Raw genomic sequence first — 19,436 nt, 5'->3', positions numbered from 1 at the left:
TCCTTGCTAACCATGGAGCCATCGCGATTCGAGCTTGGGATACCGGTCTACATCGATTCGTGGAGGCGCAGGCCTGTCCCCGCCAGCATCGGGGGGCGTTGGGTCAGGCCGGCACGAAGCTGTAGACCCGACCTTCGGGGCCCACGATGTCGGAGAAGAGACGCGTCCAGTCGCCGTCGCCCGGGTAAACGTCGATGACTGTGAAGCCTGCATCGATGCGCGCGAACCGGATCAATTGGGATTGTGTGGATTGGTCGTACATCGGCACCGCCTTTGAGACAATTCGTGCGACGAGCGCACGGCGTGCGATATTATGAAGCGCGCAGATCACTCCGGTCTTCGGGCGGGTCCTTCACGGTCTGGATGTTCTTCTCGATGCCCATGGCCTTTCTCCAATTCACATGTGACTCTGCCGGCGGGGAGCGTCGCGCTCCTCAGTCGAACTTGATCAAGTCCTTGAAGATCAGATGCCCCCAGTTCTTTCCGCGCGCTTGCACCAGCAGTCCTCCTTCCGAAAGCCCACCAAGTTTGATCGGCGCGAAGCCTAGATTTTCCGCAAGCGCGCCGATCTCGTCCGTGGCGCCGTCATCGTCGCTCGCCAGGAACACGACTCTCCGGCCGCCATGGACAGCCGGATCCTGGTCGAGGACGGCGGCGACCAAATGGTTGAAGCCCTTGACCAGTTTCGCGCCGGTGAAGGCCTGCGCGACGAACCTGGCAGAAGGCTGCCCTCCCATTCCCTCAAGGGACACGCCGTAGGCATTGGTCACATCGACGATGGTCTTGCCCTGCCAGCTGGGGAGCGCCTTCGCGACATCGGGGTGCGACTCGAAACGGACCGCCAGAAAGATGATGTCCGCTTCGAGCGCATCCGCCAGCGTCTTTGGAAGGATCGTGGGTCCGATCGCCGCCGCGTCGGCTGCAAAGCTTTCCGGGTCGCGCGTGGTGGCGACCGATACTTTGATGCCCTTGCGGGCAAATGCCTTGGCCAGGGCCCGGCCGATGGAGCCGAAGCCGATGATTGCGTAGCTCATGATGTTTCTCCGATCTTGGGTAATGTCGGGGGTCAGACCTGCGCCATGCCGCCATCGACGGCGAGATCCACACCGGTGATGTACGAGCTTTCATCGGAGGCGAGGAAGGTGACGGCAGCCGCGATTTCCTCCGGCTTGCCCCTGCGGCCCATCGGGATCTGAGAAGCAAATTGGGCTGCCGCTTGCTCGGCCTGTTCAGGGGTGAGGCCGGTCGTCGTCTCCAGGGCGGGGGTTTCGATCGGCCCGGGGCTCATCGTGTTAACCCGAATCTTGCGGTCCTTCAGCTCCAGTGTCCAAGCGCGCGCGAAGTTGCGCACGGCTGCCTTGCTCGCGGCATAGGCACTGAAGCCGGGCACTCCCAACACGTTCGAGACCGACGAGTTCAGGATAATCGAACTTCCGTCCTTGAGCAGGGGAAGGGCCTTCTGAACGGTAAAGAACAGCCCCTTCACGTTCACGTCGAAGGTCTGGTCGAAATGGGCCTCCGTAGCCATTTCGAGCGGAGCGATTGTCCCGGCACCTGCGTTGGCAAAGACTATGTCGATGTGGCCGTGTTTCTCCTTCACGACGGCATAAAGCCGGTCCAGATCTTCCAGGCGAGACACGTCGCCCACGACCGTCGTAACGTTTTCCGCGATGAAGGTCGCGGCGTCCTTCAGCTCTTTTTCGCGTCGCCCGGTGATCACGACGTGTGCGCCTTCGTCCACGAAGCGCTTGGCCGTGGCCAACCCGATCCCGCTACTGCCGCCCGTGATGACGGCAACCTTACCTTCGAGCATTTTCATAGTTTTATCCTTCGTTATGTGTTGGCCAGGCTTGGGGCCGCGAGGTGGTCAGAGTTGCGCGAGGCCGCCGTCGACGGCGACTTCGCTGGCGGTCATGAAGCTGCTGTCCGACGATGCGAGAAACGCAGCCGCTGCCGCGATCTCCGACGGATCGGCCATGCGCAGGAGCGGAGTCAGTGCGGCGAAGGCCTTCTGGCCCTCCGCGCCCAGCGCCTGCTTTGCGAGTTCGGTCGCGGTCGCCCCGGGCGACAGCACGTTGACCCGAACCCCGGTGCCCTTGAGGTCCTCCGCCCAGCTCCGCGCGAGATTGCGCACCGCCGCCTTGCTCGCGCTATAGGCCGTGAATCCCGGGGCACCGGTGGTGCCGGCGCTCGACCCGGTCAGGATGATCGAACCGCCCGGGCCCATCAGCGGCAACGCCTTCTGAACGGTGAAGATCGTCCCCTTCACATTGGTGTCGAAGGTTTCGTCGATATGCTCGGCCGTGATCTGGCCGAGCGGCAGCGGACTTCCCGCACCGGCATTGGCGAAGACCACGTCCAGGCTTCCGCGCTCGGCCTTCACCGCCGCGTAGAGTCGGTCGAGGTCCACCCCATCCGAGACCGAACCCTTCACCGCGCGGGTATTGGGCCCAAGCTCGGCCACGGCGGCGTCGAGCGCATCCTGCCGGCGGCCGAAGAGGTAGACGAAGGCGCCCTCCTCGACGAACCGCTTGGCGGCGGCGAGGCCGATGCCGGTCGCGCCGCCCGTGATCACGGCGGTTTTTCCATTCAATCTGGTCATGTCGTGCAGTCCTTGTTTCGCCGTCTCGGGCCTTTGGCAGTACGGGGAAGTCCCCCAAGAACCTCAACATGGGTTCGCCGAAGTCAGGCGGTGAGTGTGGAATCGCGCACATCGGTGGTGCGAAAACGATCCGGGCAAGCGATTGAACATCGGGACGATCATGCGCACTGCAGCTCAACGTGGTAGAAAGGGCTTCGGAAAAGCGAGGCTTGCGGCGCGGGAATGCACCATGATCGACTGGGATGACGTTCGCTACTTTCTCGCCGCCGCGCGCGGTGGTTCGGTGCGGGCCGCCGCCAAGCGGCTCGGCGTGAATCACGCGACGGTGCTGCGCCGCATCGCCCAGCTTGAGGAACGCCTAGGGGCGCAGATGTTCGAAAAGCGGCCTTCGGGCTATCGCCTGACGGGCGCGGGCGAGGAGGTCCTCGAACTCGCAAACCAGATGGAAGCGTCATCGCACCAGTTGGAGACGCGCGTCTTCGGGCGCGACCAGAGCGTGCGTGGGCTTCTGCGAGTGACGTTGACGCCGATCCTCGCGACACATCTCCTCATCCCCGACTTCGCCGATTTCGCGCGGCTGCATCCGGACATCGAGATGGACATGTTGACGTCCGGCGAGCTGGCCAACTTGACCAACCGGGAGGCCGACGTGGCGATCCGCGTCGTCTATGATCGCAAAACCCTGCCGCTCAATCTCCATGGCATGAAGGGACCGGAACTGTTCGGCGCCGTCTACATGTCCCGCGATCGGCTAGATGCGTGGCGTGCGGGCGCGCCCGATCCCATGCGGTGGATCGTCATCAGCATGCATGGCATTCCGGACTGGGCCGGCGAGGGTGAAGTTCCCACCACGGGGGTTCCCTTCAGGACCACAGACGCCGCAGCGCAGATCGTTGCCGTGCGGCAGGGGCTGGGAATCGCGGCTCTGCCCTGCTTTGTCGGAGATGCCGACCCGCTGCTGGCGAGGGTGCCGGGCACCGACCTGCACCTGTACGGAACGCTCTGGATTCTCACCCAGGGGGAGACACGCAAGACGAAACGCGTGCGGCTCTTCAGCGAGTTCGTGTCTCGCAGGCTCGCCGCGCACGAGCGGCTTCTCGCAGGGCTGTCAGTATCGCGCGACTGACGCCCGGCAGGTCGTTGCTCGCAGCGGAAAGCCATGCCTGCTGCAGCTTCTCAACGAGCGGCCGCTTTCGGGATTGTCGATGTGGCGGCCGAACGACCGAGAATGGCGCGTATAACCGCCGTCCGGTTAAGCGAGGCGAGGTGAGACATTGCCGATCCAAACTCGGCACAAGAAGAACCGTTTTCAACTTCTTTCACATTTACGAGCTAATTCACCCCGGGAACCTGATTGGTTTTGGGGCTTCGTTATGAACATGGAACGCGCTTTTAATAGGATGTTCGGCCGTAAGATCGCAGGAGGGGAAACTCCCCGGGCCTCAAACAGCAGCACGCAATTGCATCCCGCAATGGCGATGGAACTTCAACGGATCGAACATTACCGCCCGGGCCTTGGCCGAGCAGCGCTCCACTATGTCGCGAGCGGCGAGCGCCCGGATGCGCTCGACGCGATCGCGACGCTGAGCCAGGCCAATCTTCTTTCAACCTCGCCCTACCAGAAGGCCGAACCGAAGCTTATCGAAATGCTCGGCAAGACCAGCCAGGCGCTGGTCAGCGGCGAAATCCAGCCAGGACCGGAGGTGCTGCGCCTGCTCCAGGTCCGCATCGCGACCAAATATGTCAGGACGCCGTGGAACAAGCCGCTGACCGACACGGAACTGGCGGTGACAGGCCTGAACGAAATGCTGTTCCATGGGCTGTCGCTCATGCAGGACAGGTACAAGGTTAAGTGGGAGGACGTGATTCCGCTCAAGGCCGCCTTTGCCCATTTCCGGCAAGTCGGCGGCACCATGGTGGACCTGTTCGCGCTGATCCTGCGTCGATCGGAAAGCGAGTTCGTTACGCACTCGGTCGGTAGCTGGTCCGCCAGCGATGAACTTGCCGGCTATCTCAACACCTATCCCGCCGCCTTTGCCGAAGCGCTGCGCCTTGCCGAACCGAAGCATCGCGCAATCGGCGTAAAGCTCGCCGAGCATCACAAGGCAACCTCTGCGCCGGAGATCGAGGCGATCCTGGTCGCCATGTTGACCCGGCCGTTCGACAAAAATGACCGCGAAATCACTACGTCCGCGCTTGCCCGGCTCGCCCCGGAACAACTCCTGAACTTGCTCCAACGCTTCCTTCCGCAAGCGGATATCGATACGCGTTACGGCCTGGTCCAGGCAGCCGGACGCAATGGCACGCCTGAAATCCTCGCTTTGCTGGCCGAGCGCGCGAAGATCGAAAAGGCGGCCAAGGTGCAGGCTGCGATTTTGGCGATCCTCGAGGCCGACGCGGTTGAGGAAGCGCCCTCCGTCGACGGCAAACCCGCCGCATCCGGTTATGCCGCGATCGACGGCAGCTTCGTTGCCCTGCCCGAGCGCAAGGAGCTTGGCGCGGACGAAATCCCGCCACCGACCGCGGAGGCCTGCGTCGAATATGTCAAGCTGGTTGAAAAGATCGAAGAGCGGCGGCTGGAAATGCACGCGGCGCATATCGAGAAGTATGCGGAGACCCTCACGACGCGCCCGCCGCCACCCCCGCCCTATACCCGCGATGTAGTTGAAGGGACCTTTGCCACGCTGACCGAGGGCGCGCCGCTCCCCGCGGGCAATAACCACCAATTGGCGCATATGATCCGTTTTCGGGGCGACGGCCAGGCGTGGCTTCGCGCCGTATTGGATCGGCTGAGCTTGCGCGGCGCGCTGGGCATCCTGAAAGCCTCGAATTTCGATGATGTCGGCGGACTGGTCGGCACGGAGCTCGCCTATCGGGAGGATCATCTATTTGGCGTGAATCTGCTACGGTCTTGGCTCGAACAGGAGCGGCTCGACCTGCGCGATTTGATTTCCGGCACTCATTTTCGAACGTTGCTCCATCAGCAAGTATATCGCCACACCAACCGCAGCCCCCTGTCGGTACTGCAAGATCTGCCGCGCGATGCCGTCTGGCCCTGGGTCGCTGAGAACATGGACGCGCTCGATGAGGCGCTGGGTTTGAAGCCTACGGAAAAGCCGATCCAGATCGATCGCGCCCTAGAGGCGGTCGGTCTGCTGCCGGTGACGCCGCAACGCTATTTCGCCAAGATACTCGACATCGCGGTGTCGGAAAAACGCCCATTGCGGCGGCAGGCCATGGCCCTGCTGCGCAACGGCAAGGAGCTTGTCGCGCGGATCGAGGCGCTGCTTGACGACAAGCGCCAGCAGGTCCGGATCAACGTCGCGGTCTGGTTGGCCGACCTTCGCTCCGTCACCAGTGAGGGCGCGCTGCGCAAACGGCTGAAGAAGGAGAAGAGCGATCCGGTTCGCGCCGCGCTAATCGAGAGCCTGCAGCGCATGGGCTTCGACCTTTCCGATGTGATCGGTCCTGCATCTTTGATCGCCGAGGCCGAAACCACCTGTGCCAAGGTCGCGCCGGACGTGCCGGCCTGGCTCGCCGCCCACGGCCTTCCCGCGCCGCACTTCCGCGACGGCTCTGCCGTTCCGTCGTTGCTGGTGCAGCACTGGCTGGCGCTGGCGATTCGGCTCAAGGATCCGGCCGCAAGCGGGCAGTTCGGAATCTATCTCGACCAGTTGCTGGAAGACGATGCACGCAGCTTTTCGAACTGGGTTCTGGATAGCTGGATCGGTTACGACACCGGCACAGCGACGCTTGAGGAGGCGACGGCATATGCGCTTGCCAACTACCAGCAGCATCTGGCGTGGCTCTACATTCCCTATCCGAAACCCGAGGACCGCGAGCGGGTGATCGCTCAGATTATCCGTGAGAAGACCAGCGAGCCGCTCAACTCCGGGTCCGAAGCGAAGGGAGTGCTCGCGCTTGCCTGCCGCGCCGATCCCGTATTTGCCGCCAACCGCGTCCGCTGGTTCCTGAAGAAGCATGGGCGACGCTCCAACCAGGCCATGGCGCTGCTCGAGGTGCTGGCGGGAATCGGTCAGCCGGCCGCTCTGCAGGTGGTGATCGCCGCCTCGGTCCGGCTCAAGCAGAAGAGCACCCAGGCCCGCGCCGCCGAGATCGCCGCCCGTTATGCCGAGGATCGCGGCTGGAGTTTCGATGAACTGGCCGACCGCACGGTTCCGACTGCGGGCTTCGACGACGAGGGCGTGCTCGATCTGCCCTGCGGCGAGGATGAGAAACCGTACGCCGCACGGCTCGATGCCATGCTGGCGATCCACCTGTTCAACCCCGACGGCAAGGCGGTGAAAAGCCTTCCTGCCGGCGACGACGACGCCACCAAAGAATCCAAGAAGGCCTTCGCTGCCGCCAAGAGGGAGCTGGCGCAGGTGATCGAACTGCAGGGTTCCCGTCTGTTCGAGGCAATGTGCGTCGAACGCGCTTGGCTCGTGGCCGACTGGCGGCTGGCCTTTCACGACCATCCGGTGATGCGCCGGCTGGTCGAGCGGCTGGTCTGGCAGGGGCTGGACGAGGACGGCAATCCCCTCGGGTTGTTTCGGCCAACCCAGGAGGGTGACTTCACCGACGCTGCCGACAATCCCGTCGATATCGACAGCTTCGCCACGATGCGATTGGCCCATGGCACGCTAGTCGACGAAGCGATCTGCGGAGTCTGGACAAACCACCTGAAGGATTATGAGGTCAAACCTTTCCTCGCCCAGTTCGACGCGCTCCGCGCGCCCCTCTCGGCCGAACAAGGCGACGCCGAGGTGATTCTCGATCGCCAGGGCTGGAAGGCCAATAGCCTGACTTTCCGGGGTGTGGCGGAAAAGCGCGGCTATCAACGGATCATGCGCGATAGCGGCGGCTGCCACGAATATGAGAAGAAGTTCCCGAGCCATGGCATCACCGCCACGATCTTCCACACCGGCTCCCATGCCGTGGACGAGAACAACCCGCTGGCCCTCAAGGAACTTCACTTCACGAAACAGGGGCATCGCGGCGCCTATCGTCTCAAGGACGTGCCGCCGGTGATGCTGGCCGAGTGCTGGGCCGACTATCACGCCGTCGCTGCCAAAGGCACCTTTGATCCGGAGTGGGAGAAGATCTCGCCCTGGTGATCTATCGCAACAAGGGCGCGCCGCAGCGCTGCTGCCGCGCCACCAGCAGGCCATAGGCCGCGACGAGAAGCGTTGATGCGTCCCGCACATGACGCATCAGGTCGGCCAGCGCCGGCAGGCCATGATTATCGAGCCGGTCGGCATGAGCGGCAAGCCCGCCGGTCGACCTGCCGTCGATCGATTGCGCCAGCGCGGGGCCAATCTCCGCCCGGTCCAGCAATTGCCGCCACGCTGCCGCCAAAGCCGCCTCAGTGCCCCCGCGCGGGCGTCGGATGAAGCGTCGCGCGCCGCTTTTTCGCAACCGCTCCAGCCAATTGCGCACGGCGTCGCCTGGTTGTTGCCGGCCATAGGTATAGGGTCGCCGCCACAGAGAAAGGTCGACCGGGTCGCCGGCGCCGAACAATGTGATTGGCCGCGCTTCCAGCGCCTCGCCGGCACGGACCAGCCGTACCAGCACCATGCCTTCCCATCCGCTGCGCACATGTGCTTCCAGCGCTTCGATGGCGGTCGCCACCGGTTCTTCGTGATCCAGCGTCAGCGCCAGCCATTCGCCCACCGTATCGCGCACCGGCCAGACGAGTTGCTGCGCGAGATCGTCGAAATAGGGCAAGCCAACCGTACTGGGCGACACGAGACAGGCGACCGCCCCGTCACTGGCGTCGAGGCCCAGGCCAGTCTGCCGAAGCCAGGCTTCCCGAAGGTCCTTCCAGTCGCGAACGACACCTGGCCAGGCAGGATCCGGACGCACGTCGCGGGTGACGATCACGGCACGCGCGCTGGCCGGCGCGGAAAGGCGGTCGTCGGCGGACAGCCGCGATTGTTCAAGTACGACCCGGGCATGCGCCAGCACGGCCAGGGGTTCGGACTGCCACATCGACTGCGCACGCCATGCCTCGGCTGGTGCGAATGCTGGGTCCTGGCCCGCCCCGCGCGCCAAGGTGGTCGAGAGCCAGCGCCCGGTCTCCGGCTCGACGAACCAGGCGGTCACGCCCCGTGCGCCGGTATCGGTGCGCCAGCGCTCGCCACCGCAGCCGACCAGCGTGAGCGGGGCGGCGGGCGCGAAGTCTCGCCGCACCTTGCCGGTGAGACCCGCCCGCCGCTGGGGCTCGATGCTGGCCAGTGCCCGCGTTAAAACAAAGGCGGTAGCGGTGAGCTCAAGCATGCGATCGGAATCGAACGCAAGCGCGCGCTGCCGTCGCAACCGCAACTGTGCAGCAATCGCGCGCAGCATCGTCGAGAGGCGCGGCAGGCTGTCCGCGCGCGAGGACACAGACAGCTCGAACAGCGATTCCTCAAGCGGCAGCGGCGCGAGATTGAAGCCGAGCGTGGCAACTTCGCCAAGGCTCGCCGCAACACGGTGAAGGAAGGCGATGTCGATGTCGACCTCGGCCGGCAGAGCCTCATCCTCGACCGGTTCGGGCAGGACCACGCCGAAATGGTGATGCGCGGCCAGGACGGCAGCGGCATGATAGGCCTTTACGCGTGCCTTGACTGCCTTTGAGACGATGCCGTCAAAACCCTGACCGCGCAGGATACGAACGGGGTCGTCGAGGTCGGCGAAGACGACCGAAATGGCGTTTGCGGACGGTTCCACCTGTCGCACTGTCGCGACAAGTTCCAATGCCGCGCGCCAGCTGGCCTTGCCTGACCAGCGTTCAAGCGCGGTGAGGTCCAGCGCGGCGAGGATGTCCTCCGATCCGGACAGTGCCGGCGCGGCCCCCTCTGCCACGGTCGCAATTTCCTCGAGTCCCTGGAGGAACAGCACGGCGGCGATGCGATGGCGGCAGATGGCGACCGACTTGCACGCGCAGTCGGCCGCGCGCGGGCCACGCACGTCGAGCGTCACCAACTGGCCATCAGCCTCGACCGCTGCCGTGCCAGCGCCGGCGGAGACGAGCCGCAGCTTGCCGTCCTCGACATCGCGATGCGCACGTCGGACGAGCCCGGGATTTGCCAGCGTCGCCAGCGCGGCATCGTCGAATGCCGCCAGGCCAGCGCGCAAAGCAGCATCGATCACGCGATCACGCTCCCGATCCACTCGGCGAACCGATCCGGCGTGAGCGCTGCTATCTGCATTCCGCGTTCCGCCAGCCGCTCGGCCATGCGCCGGTCATAGACCGGGGCGGCATCGTCGCTGAGCGCGCCGAGCCCCAGCAACGTGACCCGGGCCGACGCCATGCGCTGCGCTGCGGCGAGCATGCGCGGCACTGATCCGCCCTCTTCGAAGTCGCTGATGAGCACGAAGATGGTGCGGGTCGGCTGAGTGACCAATGTCTCGCAATATTCCATTGCAGCCGCGATGTTGGTGCCGCCGCCCAGCTGCACCGACATCAGCACCTCGACCGGATCATGCGCCTCGCTGGACAGGTCGACGATCGCAGTGTCGAAGACAATCAGCTTCACATCGACCGCGGGCAGGGCCGTGAGGATCGAGGCCATGACCGCGGCGTAGATTGTGGAAGCCAGCATCGACCCCGACTGGTCGACGCACAGGATGATCGTCCAGGGCAATCGCCGCCGGCTGCGGCCGTAGAAGCGCAGGCGATCAGCGACGATCACGCCGCGTGTCGCATCCCAATTCTTGAGATTGTCGCGGATCGTGGCGCGCCAGTCGAAATTCTGCATCGACTTGAGCTGACTTCGACGGAAGCGATTGGGACGCCCCGCCAGCGCCGCCTCGACGCGCGGACGCAGGCGGCGGACGATGTCCTCGACGATCTTGCGTGTCACGTCGCGGATCTTCTCGCGCATCGCCGGATCGGCGAGCCCCTTGTATGCGATCAGCGACTTGAGCAGGTCCTTGTTCGGCTCGAGCGCGTCAAGCACCGCAGGGTCCTTGAGCAGTTCCGCCATGCCGAGATTATCGATTGCATGCGCCTGTACCGTTTCACAAACAGATTGGGGGAAGAGATCGCGCAACTCGCCGAGCCAACCAAGCGGCGTGAGTTGGCTGGGGTCGAGCGAGCCGCCGCCTCCCTTGCCATTCTTGTCTCGTCGCAGGCCGCGCTTCTCCATCTCTCGGGCATAGAGATAGTCGAGTGCGCGATCAGCGCGGCGTTCTGCCCCGGTCATTCCGTCGGCGGGGAGCGATCGATCGGCATAACGCCCCAGCGCCAGCCGCCAGCGCCGCAAGAGGACCGGGTCGCTCATCCTCCCACTCTGTCGCGCGCCAGCACGAGCGCCAGTTCGCGATCGAGCGCGAGATTGGCGGCGAGTTCTGCCTCGGAGATATCGACGGTTGTGGCCAACTGCCCCGGCTGCGCGCCGATGCGAATCGCCACTTCCTCGGCCAGCCGGTCGATCTCGCGCGGGTCGAGCGGCATCAATGCCAGACGGAGATGCGGTAGCAGCGCCAGGAACCGCTCCTCGTCGAGCCCCGCGATCAGCGCGTCGAGCGTCGTGATGATCTCCGGCAAGGTCCAGAGGAGTTCGCGCGCGATGGCGATGATGCCGCCCAGGAACGCCAGCCGTTCGGCAGGATCGACATAGCCGCTCGCCAGCTCGCCGCTAAGCCGGGCCGCCAGCCCTTCGGCATCGGTCTTGCCGTCAATCACGGCGAAAGCCATCACTGCGCCCGCGAGCATCGGCGCCAGCGGCTGACCCTGCAGGCGGGCGAGCGCTTCATCGAATAAGGCGATCTCGATCGGCGCTTCCGACGAACGCGCCAGTTCGATCAGCCCGCGCAGATCGGCCAGCGCGCTCACCGCGTCTCGCACCTGATCCGGCCCGAAATCGGTCAATTCGGGCAGGAGCGCCAGCACGCGCCGCCACGCGGCGCCGATCAGATGGTCGAGCGGCGCCGTGTCGGCGATCCCCAGCGTCTCGCGACCGCGACGCAGCAGCACGAGATCGGTCAGTGCCGCAACGACCGAGCTCAATTGCGGGTCCTCGATCACCTGCTGTTCGACCAGTGCGAGGATCGCATAGGTTTCGGTGCCCAGCCCGGCGCGGCAGGCGGCGGAGAACAGGTCGATCGCGGCAAGCGCGCTGCGCCCCTTGCCATGCTCGGAAAGCTCGGCGAGCTTTTGGGCCAGGACGAACGCCAGCGCCTCGCCCAGCGTGTCCGCCGCTTCGGACAATTCGATCAGCCTGGCTTCGACCAGCGGCGACCAGGCGACCGACCAGACCTCATGCAGCCGATCGAGCGCCACATCGTTGCGGAAATCGGGTCCCGCGGTGCGCTGGCTGAAATCCGCCTTGATCAGCGCCATGGCATGGCAGAAGCGGCTTGCCGCGCGGTGGCGAGGCTTGCGGTAGATGTCGAGCTCGCGAGTCCGCCGCTCGCCATCGTTGACGGCGAAGCCCAGCGACCGCGCCTGCACGCGCACTGCCTCGACGAGCGGGGGCGATCCCGCCGAAGGGGGCACCTCGCCGATCGCTGTGCCGGTGAGCCACGCGTTGAGTTCGTTGAGCAATGGCACACGCTCGGCTGGGATCTCACCCTTGATGAAGCTCGAGCGGATCGCGTCGATAATGTCGTCGCGCGCGGGAAAGGGGCGTCCGCGCAGCGCCGCGAGGCGTTCTGCCTGTTCGACCGCGTTGGCGACCACCGGGAAGGACGGCGCCTCGGCACCGTCGCTCGCCCGCAGATGCGCAGCAAAGCCGCCGACCAGCGCGAGCGCGAGACCTTGTCCGCCACTGTCGCGAACCTGCCAGAGCCGGTCGTAGAAGCCGGGGAGAGGAAGTCCCGCCCCATAGCCACCCAGCGAATCGAGCTGCCGCATGCCATAGCGAATCAGATAGGATCGCCCGGCATCAGCGCGCGCTGCCACCGGCTTATCCGTCGCGGGCTCGAACAATGCCGTGGCATGGAAGCCGCCGACCAAAGCGACGATCGGACCCGAGACGACGGCGCGCGTCTCGGCGAGGATCGCGCGCATCTGCGCCTCGCGCGCCAGCGTGCCATCGTGTTCCAGCTGCGCAGGGTCGGTCGCGGCCCGGATGCAGGCGCAATAGCGCGCGACATCGGCGAAGAAACGCTGCCAATCGGGATCGGCGATGCGGGCCTCGAACAATTGGTCCCACACTTCATTGCCGTCGCGGCACCCCAGCTCGCGCGCCAGCGCGGTGACATAGTCGCCGACGTCGAATGGCCGCTCGTCGCTGAGCAACGAGCGCGCCGGCTCACCCGCTTCGTCGAACACCATCTCGCGCGCGGTCGAGGGCAGGTCGATGAAGCGGGCCTGCAGCCCCAGCGCCGCGGCGGCCTGCAACGCGACCAGCTCCGGGCTGTGCGCGCAAAAGGGAAAATAGCTCGCGACGCGGCGCGTCGCCTGGCCCGCCACGGCCTCACGCAGCGAGACGATCGCAACTGGAGCGCGGGTACGCGGATCACACAATTGCTCGATCAGCGGATCGAAGTCGCATGGTCCCTCGACCAGGATGGCCGCAGGCTGCACCGCCGCGATCAGCCGCTCGAGCTGCGCCGCGCACGCCGGGCTATGATGCCGGATCGGCACCACCCACAGCGCACGCGCCGGATCCTGGAGAGGTACAGTCTCCACGCCGCTCAGCCGAGCTTGAGCGACCGTGCCGCCTGGTAGAATTCCTTCCACGGCCCCGACCGCCCGGCACGCTCCTTGACGATATGGTCGATATAGGCGCGCAGGCGCTTGCCGTCCTCAGGCGAGTCCTTGAGCACCACGCCCTGCAGCTGCCGCGCGACATGCGCGCCCGAGAGCCGGCCATCGTCGAGATAGGCGGCCTCCAGCGCGGCGGCGTGGAGGACATTGACCGCCTCGGCGGTGGACATCACGGCGTCGGGACGGTTGAGGCTTGCGCCCTCCGCCGTGCGGCCGGTGCGCAGGTCCTGGAAGACGCGCACCAGTATTTCGGCGACATCGCGTTCGCCGTGTACCGTGACGCCGGCAGGGCCCAGCCGCTCCGCGAGCTGACGCAGTACCAATTCCTGCTCGAACGCCGGATCGGCGATGGGATGGACGGTCTCGAAATTGAAGCGGCGTTTCAATGCGCTCGACATTTCGTGGACGCCGCGGTCGCGCAGATTGGCGGTGGCGATCACGTTGAATCCAGGCGCGGCGCTGGCGACCGCATCAGGTCCAAGCTCGGGCAACGCGAGCGCCTTTTCCGACAGGATCGAGATCAGCGCATCTTGTACTTCGGGAGGGCAGCGCGTGATCTCCTCGAAGCGCACGATCCGCCCGCTGCGCATCGCGTTGAGCACCGGCGAAGGCACCAGCGCCCGCTCGCTCGGCCCCTCGGCAAGGAGCAAGGCGTAGTTCCAGCCATAGCGGATATGGTCCTCGGTGGTCCCGGCCGATCCTTGCACCACCAGCCCGGACGTGCCGCAGATGGCGGCGGCGAGGAGTTCGGAGAGCAGCGACTTGGCCGTCCCCGGCTCACCCACCAGCATCAGCCCTTGCTGACTCATCAGGCTGACGATCGCGCGATCGACCAACGGATCGTCGCCATAGAATTTGCGCGAGATACCCTGTTTGGGATCCCCGAGCAGAAAGCGGCGCACCGCGCGCGGCGAGAGTCGCCAGCCTTGCGGACGCGGGCTGGTGTCGCCGGCCGCCAATGTGGCGAGTTCGGCGGCGTACCGCGCCTCGGCAGCTGGCCGGAGGATCTGTTGCTCGGCCATCAATGGACTTTCTTCTGCCAGTCTGGATCAAAGCCGCTGCCTTTGGCGGCGATGTCGTGCAGGTCCTGCCACGTCTCGGCGAGCAGCACCGGCGGCACTTCCTTCAGGGTGAGCTGACGGCCGTGATAGCCATTGTCGCGCAGCACGCGAAAGCTGAGCGTGTGGAGCGCCGCCAGCGTGTTTTCCTCGGGCAGCGGGCTGCCGCTGAACTCGATTTCCGCGACGATTGCGGCGCTCCGATAGGGGCGCTCATAGCCGGTGAACCAGCCGCCATCGCCCGCGGCGCCGCGAACAAAGCCCAGCTTGGTGGCGATGCCGCGCAGTTTGAAGGTTTCGATCATCCAGCCCTCGCGGTCGCGGATTTCCTGCTTGCCGCCCATCGTCTCGGTCACTTCGGGCAGCGCGCGGCCGACCTGGTCGAACGGCGGCACGACCTCATAGTCCGCAAGGTGCCGTTGCCAGGCGCCGATCGCATCGGCATCGAGCAACGAGCGGTGCGCCAGCTGCACGTCGGCGAAACCGGCAAGCGCCACATCCTCATCCGCAGCATCGGTATAGGATCCGTCGCCGAGCGGACGGAAGGCGCCGGCGACCCGACCTTCGCCGTCCACGCCCAGCCAGATCAGCCGGCGTGCCAGCCGTCCCACCAGCGGATGCGCGGCGAGAAAGCTTTCCCAATCTTCGCGCCGCCAGCGGCGTCCGAGATACATGGCCTCGCGCATCCGCTCGGTCTGGCTGGCGAAGACTTGCTTGCTCTCCTTGCGTGCGGTCGAGACGAGCTTCTTCGCGGCCTCGATCAGCGGTTTCTCCTCGTCGATCCGGGGCGCGGGAAGCGCCTTCACTTCCTTGCCATCGGCATTGACCAGGACGAGTCCATCCGCGCCGTCGAGCCGCAGCGCATAAATGCGGTCACGGCCGCAATCGAGATCGACGGTGCCGTCGGCATCGAGCCCGGCGGTGGGTACGGTACGGTCGGCCAGCTCCTCTGCGCTCCAGCCGCGCCGATCCGCCACCGCTTCCACCAGCGTGCCGGCATGCGCTTGGACCGAACGCTGCTTCGAGCGATTGGCAGCTGCGAGCACCAGCTGCAGCGCGGCACCGGCGGGATTACTCGCCAGCATCTCCAGCAACGCCTTGGCTTGCGAGGTGCGTGCGCCATGGTCCTTCAGGAAGGGACGCACCTTTTGCGCCGCATCGGCACCGTCAACGCGCGTTGCGAGCGCCAATATGCCCTTGCTGTCCACAGCGCTGCCCAGATAGGTGCCGAGCTTCACCCGCCGCAGCTGGGCGAAGACCGTGTCGTGATCGGTCGCATAATAATCGGCGGCCTGGGGATAGCGTTTCACCGTATCGATATTCTGCCGCAGCGTCGCTGCGACATGGGCCGCGGCATATTGATTGGCTTCTTCCTCGGTGCAGGTGCGGGTGTCCTGCTCGATCCAGCTTGTCAGCACCGCCCAGCCCAGACGATGCGCGTCGCCGGGCGCCAGCCGGTCGAGCCACAGGTCGATCAACGCATTGCCGCCCGGTTGCTTCAGCTTGGCCGCCAGCGTCACCCACCATTGCGGGATGCGCGGATCGATCGCCTCGCCGTTGCGCCAGTGCAATGCTGGCAACTGAGCGAAGGGAAACCATGTGAGCGCCTTGTCCGTCGCCTTGGCGAGCGCGGCATCGGCTTCCTTGATCATCGCCGCGCTGTCGAAAAAATCGCTGACATTGTCGCCCAGCCGTTCGAGCGCCGTGATCATCGCCGCGCGCGCCAGCTCGCTTCTTTCCTTCTTCAGCACGCGACGCAGCGCCGCGACCTTGTCGCGCGCATCGCGCTGGGCGAGCCATTCGGCGGCGCCCGCGCGGACGTCCTGGCGTCCATCGTCGAGCAGTCCGGCGATCGCGTCGTCGATCCCCGGTGCTGCCCGCAGCAACTGGCGGGCGGGCGCGCGCAACGTCGCGCTGCTCCCACTCGCCAAGAGCATCAGCGGCTGCTGGTAGCGGCGCGGCACCTTGGGGAAAAAGGCGAGCAGGTCGAGCGCGGCACGGACGGCGAAGGCGCGGGTCTCGGAGCGCGGCTTGAGGCCGAACGCCTCATCGAGCAGGTCGAACCGGTCGCACAGCGCGATCCAGAACGGCAAATCCTGCTCGAGGAACGGTTGATACCATGAGGCGCCGAGATGCTCGGCGATCGGGTCGCGCCCACCGAAGCGCGTCCACAGATCCAGCACCACGCGGATATCGGCGTCCCCGGCGATTCGCCGCACGAGCGCATTCCCTGGGGGGCCGGCCCAGTCGCTGAAGAGCGTCGCGAAATAGCCGTTGGTGCTGGCCAGGGCGAAGCGCACGCTGTGCCAGAGGGTAAGCCTTGGATCGTCGAAAAAGGCATCCACGCCCGTGCCGCGGCCTTCATGCGAGCGGATCCAGCCGAGTGCCGTGTTCTGTTGGTTGCCGATCTGGTACGCACTCTCACCAAGCTTGCGGATCATGTCGAACTGCGCCTGGCCCACCTTGCTGAACTGGCGGCTCCAATGCCAACGCTCGCGCGACGCCTCCGCCTGCGCCGCGGCAAGCTTCACATTGAAAGTCGCCGCCGCCGGGCGGAGAAGCGCCAGCACCTCATCGGGAATCGGCGCTGCCTCCGCAATCATCGGACGCGCCGGCGTTGCCACCCAGCTTCCATCGACCGCGGTATAGCCTTCGGGGCCGTCGCCCGGCCCGGCGGTACTGGCTTCGGTGGCGGTGGGCGCGAAACTTCCCATTGCCCGTTCGATCGCCGCGAGGACGCGAGGCGCCGTCTCGTCGGCCTTCCATTCCGCCAGCAATCCGGCCGCCTGGTCGCCCAGGCTTGCAGCAGTCAGCTCGATCATCTCGGCCCGCATAGCGGGCGTTGCCTGCGGATACCGCGCCACCAGATGGGTGCGGAGCAGATCGGCATCGGCGCCGGTCAGCGCCTGCCTGGCGCTTTCACGCGCCTTTTTCGACGACCCGGTCGCAAGCTCGGCCAGCGGCTCCAGGAACGTGTCGGCAAGCTTGAGGCGTCCCATCGCCGCGGCAAATTCTGCGCGCTGGTCAGCACCCAGTGCCGGTAGCGCCGCGACGACGGCGTCGCGCCGCGCCTCGAGCCAGGGCATCACGCCGATGAAACGTTCGGCGCAATTCTCGGCGCGATAATTCCCCACATCGTTGCCGAATAGGATGTCGAGTACTGGCAGCAGCCCTAGATCAGCCAGCGCCGCCAGCGCAGCGAGTTGGTCGAGCGACTGGTCCTTGCGGCCATGACCAAGCCATTGCGTAACGACTTGGCGCAGCCATTCAGGCGATTTCTTCGAACCGAAATACCAGCCTTCATACTGAATGGCCTCCAGCGCGCTCAGCGCTTCGCCGAGCCGCCGCATCTGTGCAGCGTCCCACTCAATGCCGGGCGCGAACAGCCCGCTCTCGTCTCGCGGCGGAAAGCTGCGTATTCGCTGCGCCCAAATGGCTTGCACCTTGGCCGTGGCGAACGTCGACAGCACCGAACTGGCGCCTCCAGATGCAACATAAGCGCCAACCTGCCGGTCGATTCCCGGAGCCGCCTTGCCCAGCCGATCGAAATGCTTCGCGACACGGCGCGCGATATTGGATCCATTGCGCGGCGCCGGATCGCCCACGCCGCGGACGTCCACGGAGACCGTGGTTCCCGTCAGCGCTCCGATTCCACGGCGCAACTTGTCGAACAACGTTTCGACCATTGATGGCTCCCCCCGCTAGGCCATCTTCTTGGTAGACCGACACGGCAGTTCCTAGCCATCCCTTTCGTTGATTAATCCGCCCGCTAGAGAAGGTCATGCAGGCAGCGGCACCCGCAAAGGTGATCGCGCGGGGGAAGGCTACGTTCGGAACGCTTGCCCATGTCGTGGTCGCCAAGTTCGACCATCATTTGCCGCTCTACCGCCAGGGTGGAAATGATGGCCGCAAATGGTTCTTCGCCGGATCGAAGGCAGGCGGCGAACGCGCCGCCGCGATCTACACTGTCATCGAGACCTGCAAGCTCAACGGTGTCGAGCCGCAGGCTTATATCGCCGACGTCATCGCCAAAATCGCCGGCAACTGGCCTGCCGCGTGCTGGGACGAGCTCATGCCGTGGAACTGGCGCCCAGACTTCCAGACGATCGCCGAAGCCGCATAGGCAATGTCGCAATTCGCCCAATTGCGGCTACCGCTTTGGCCGGCGCAGAGCCGGAATCAGATCACTGGTACGATCTGAAGGAGTTGGTTGATGCCCTGCAGCCGAGAGTCGATTTCTATTCGCAAGTTATGCGGGAACATGGCTTGGAATTGCCGTTTTATGACAGGCCAGAATGACTGCTCCACCAGTTATCACCGTTCCGCGGTCTTCAGATCACGTTTACAGCCTCTCTCTCTGGCGTCGTGAACTGATCCCGCCGCTTGCCTCTCCTATTGGTTCGCTCCTGGCTGGAAGGCGTGTAATTGCCTTGGCCGCAGTGCCAGATTCAGTGGGGCCTCAATCCAAGCAGCAGGTTGCGGCGAGCAGGATGGTGTGCAGTCGGAACGTGATGTCGCTACTTCGGAACGGCAATTACATTTTCGAAGTGTCGGCGAACCTCCGTTTGGGCAATATATGGCTTCCGTCATTGACGACATAGCGCAACCGCGCTGCCAACCATGCTTCCGCTTTCGGCCAATCCTTGAGACTTACCGGTAGGCGAGCGACGTGCGACAGTTGGGGATCATAGAAATCCACGTGCTGGAAGGGGAAGGCCATAACGATTACGGTAGTTTGCCCAAAACCTGCCAATGTCGAGAGGGGAATTGTTTTCTTCTTGAAGACCCCGTGGCAGACAATGTTTTCGCCTTTGATGCTCCAGCGTGCGTTTTGAATGGCAATTCCAGCCCATATGAGACCAATCAGGAAAACACCAATGGCAGCGCCGGACGAAAGCTCGGAGGGTGTCTGCGCTTCGGGATGCGTGAATATACCATAGATAATGGCCATCAATGCGGCCACAGCACCTAGACAAACAAGCCATCCCAGCGTTCGTTTTGCGAACCCAGTCTTAAAAACGAGATCATTCTGCATAGGATTTCACCTATAGAATTCATTGTTACAGAAGACAGTGTT

The 19,436-nt window shown here is 64.9% G+C and carries 12 protein-coding genes and 1 pseudogene; 3 read left to right on the top strand and 10 right to left on the bottom strand.

The genetic code is table 11. From position 1 onward, the window contains the following. Positions 1–103 precede the first annotated feature (103 nt). The 4 genes from OO12_RS22420 to OO12_RS22405 all read right to left on the bottom strand — a co-directional run bounded on the left by OO12_RS22420 (position 104) and on the right by OO12_RS22405 (position 2,602). Positions 104–262, bottom strand: a complete 159-nt coding sequence (locus OO12_RS22420) for a hypothetical protein (RefSeq protein WP_235364968.1) — start codon at positions 260–262, stop codon at positions 104–106. A gap of 172 nt (positions 263–434) precedes the next feature. Further along, a complete protein-coding gene (locus OO12_RS22415; RefSeq protein ID WP_034160985.1) occupies positions 435–1,034 on the bottom strand; it encodes an NADPH-dependent F420 reductase in 600 nt (199 codons plus the stop codon). Between the two features lie 32 nt (positions 1,035–1,066). Then, positions 1,067–1,819, bottom strand: a complete 753-nt coding sequence (locus OO12_RS22410) for an SDR family NAD(P)-dependent oxidoreductase (protein ID WP_034160984.1) — start codon at positions 1,817–1,819, stop codon at positions 1,067–1,069. A 48-nt stretch (positions 1,820–1,867) separates the two neighbouring features. Next, complete coding sequence (locus tag OO12_RS22405; protein WP_034160983.1) at positions 1,868–2,602, bottom strand: SDR family NAD(P)-dependent oxidoreductase; 735 nt, start codon at positions 2,600–2,602, stop codon at positions 1,868–1,870. A 229-nt stretch (positions 2,603–2,831) separates the two neighbouring features. Between OO12_RS22405 and OO12_RS22400 the strand changes: the two genes are divergently transcribed. Together OO12_RS22400 and OO12_RS22395 are read left to right on the top strand one after the other, a co-directional pair. Continuing rightward, on the top strand, positions 2,832–3,728 hold the full coding sequence (locus OO12_RS22400) for a LysR family transcriptional regulator (RefSeq protein ID WP_034160982.1): 897 nt from the start codon (positions 2,832–2,834) through the stop codon (positions 3,726–3,728). A 346-nt stretch (positions 3,729–4,074) separates the two neighbouring features. Next, the gene (locus OO12_RS22395; protein WP_034160981.1) at positions 4,075–7,719 is read left to right on the top strand and encodes a DUF4132 domain-containing protein; all 3,645 of its coding nucleotides are present in this window, start codon (positions 4,075–4,077) and stop codon (positions 7,717–7,719) included. Between the two features lies 1 nt (position 7,720). Here the strand turns inward: OO12_RS22395 and OO12_RS22390 are convergent, their stop codons facing one another. From OO12_RS22390 to OO12_RS22370, 5 genes are read right to left on the bottom strand one after another with little or no spacing between them, the layout of a single operon-like run. Then, positions 7,721–9,736 carry a hypothetical protein gene (locus tag OO12_RS22390; protein WP_152616600.1) on the bottom strand — a complete coding sequence of 672 codons (2,016 nt, stop codon included), beginning with the start codon at positions 9,734–9,736 and terminating at the stop codon, positions 7,721–7,723. Further along, positions 9,733–10,869: a VWA domain-containing protein gene (locus OO12_RS22385; RefSeq protein WP_034160979.1), complete on the bottom strand. Its 1,137-nt coding sequence runs from the start codon at positions 10,867–10,869 to the stop codon at positions 9,733–9,735. Before OO12_RS22385 ends, OO12_RS22390 begins: the two co-directional genes overlap by 4 nt. Further along, positions 10,866–13,223: a DUF5682 family protein gene (locus OO12_RS22380; protein WP_152616599.1), complete on the bottom strand. Its 2,358-nt coding sequence runs from the start codon at positions 13,221–13,223 to the stop codon at positions 10,866–10,868. Before OO12_RS22380 ends, OO12_RS22385 begins: the two co-directional genes overlap by 4 nt. Before the next feature lie 5 nt (positions 13,224–13,228). After that, on the bottom strand, positions 13,229–14,323 hold the full coding sequence (locus OO12_RS22375) for an ATP-binding protein (RefSeq protein WP_082006728.1): 1,095 nt from the start codon (positions 14,321–14,323) through the stop codon (positions 13,229–13,231). After that, positions 14,323–18,045 carry a DUF4132 domain-containing protein gene (locus tag OO12_RS22370; RefSeq protein WP_052216183.1) on the bottom strand — a complete coding sequence of 1,241 codons (3,723 nt, stop codon included), beginning with the start codon at positions 18,043–18,045 and terminating at the stop codon, positions 14,323–14,325. The genes OO12_RS22375 and OO12_RS22370 overlap by 1 nt, the downstream gene beginning before the upstream one ends. Before the next feature lie 218 nt (positions 18,046–18,263). On the opposite strand from OO12_RS22370, the pseudogene OO12_RS27665 reads away from it, so the two are divergent. Further along, positions 18,264–18,482, top strand: a pseudogene (locus OO12_RS27665) (transposase domain-containing protein); the annotation flags it as partial. A 411-nt stretch (positions 18,483–18,893) separates the two neighbouring features. Here OO12_RS27665 and OO12_RS22360 read toward each other — a convergent pair. Continuing rightward, positions 18,894–19,394: a hypothetical protein gene (locus tag OO12_RS22360; protein WP_034160976.1), complete on the bottom strand. Its 501-nt coding sequence runs from the start codon at positions 19,392–19,394 to the stop codon at positions 18,894–18,896. Positions 19,395–19,436 lie beyond the last annotated feature (42 nt).

Origin of the sequence: Sphingomonas sp. ERG5, assembly GCF_000803065.1 — a bacterium.
In the GTDB taxonomy this organism is placed as follows: Bacteria; Pseudomonadota; Alphaproteobacteria; order Sphingomonadales; family Sphingomonadaceae; genus Sphingomonas.
This window is presented reverse-complemented; position numbering and strand designations above follow the sequence as displayed.

Coding starts and splice junctions, on each gene's coding strand:
- OO12_RS22420 (WP_235364968.1), bottom strand. CDS start 262: ATGTACGACCAATCCACACAATCCCAATTGATCCGGTTCGCGCGCATC.
- OO12_RS22415 (WP_034160985.1), bottom strand. CDS start 1,034: ATGAGCTACGCAATCATCGGCTTCGGCTCCATCGGCCGGGCCCTGGCC.
- OO12_RS22410 (WP_034160984.1), bottom strand. CDS start 1,819: ATGAAAATGCTCGAAGGTAAGGTTGCCGTCATCACGGGCGGCAGTAGC.
- OO12_RS22405 (WP_034160983.1), bottom strand. CDS start 2,602: ATGACCAGATTGAATGGAAAAACCGCCGTGATCACGGGCGGCGCGACC.
- OO12_RS22400 (WP_034160982.1), top strand. CDS start 2,832: ATGATCGACTGGGATGACGTTCGCTACTTTCTCGCCGCCGCGCGCGGT.
- OO12_RS22395 (WP_034160981.1), top strand. CDS start 4,075: ATGGCGATGGAACTTCAACGGATCGAACATTACCGCCCGGGCCTTGGC.
- OO12_RS22385 (WP_034160979.1), bottom strand. CDS start 10,869: ATGAGCGACCCGGTCCTCTTGCGGCGCTGGCGGCTGGCGCTGGGGCGT.
- OO12_RS22375 (WP_082006728.1), bottom strand. CDS start 14,323: ATGGCCGAGCAACAGATCCTCCGGCCAGCTGCCGAGGCGCGGTACGCC.
- OO12_RS22370 (WP_052216183.1), bottom strand. CDS start 18,045: ATGGTCGAAACGTTGTTCGACAAGTTGCGCCGTGGAATCGGAGCGCTG.
- OO12_RS22360 (WP_034160976.1), bottom strand. CDS start 19,394: ATGCAGAATGATCTCGTTTTTAAGACTGGGTTCGCAAAACGAACGCTG.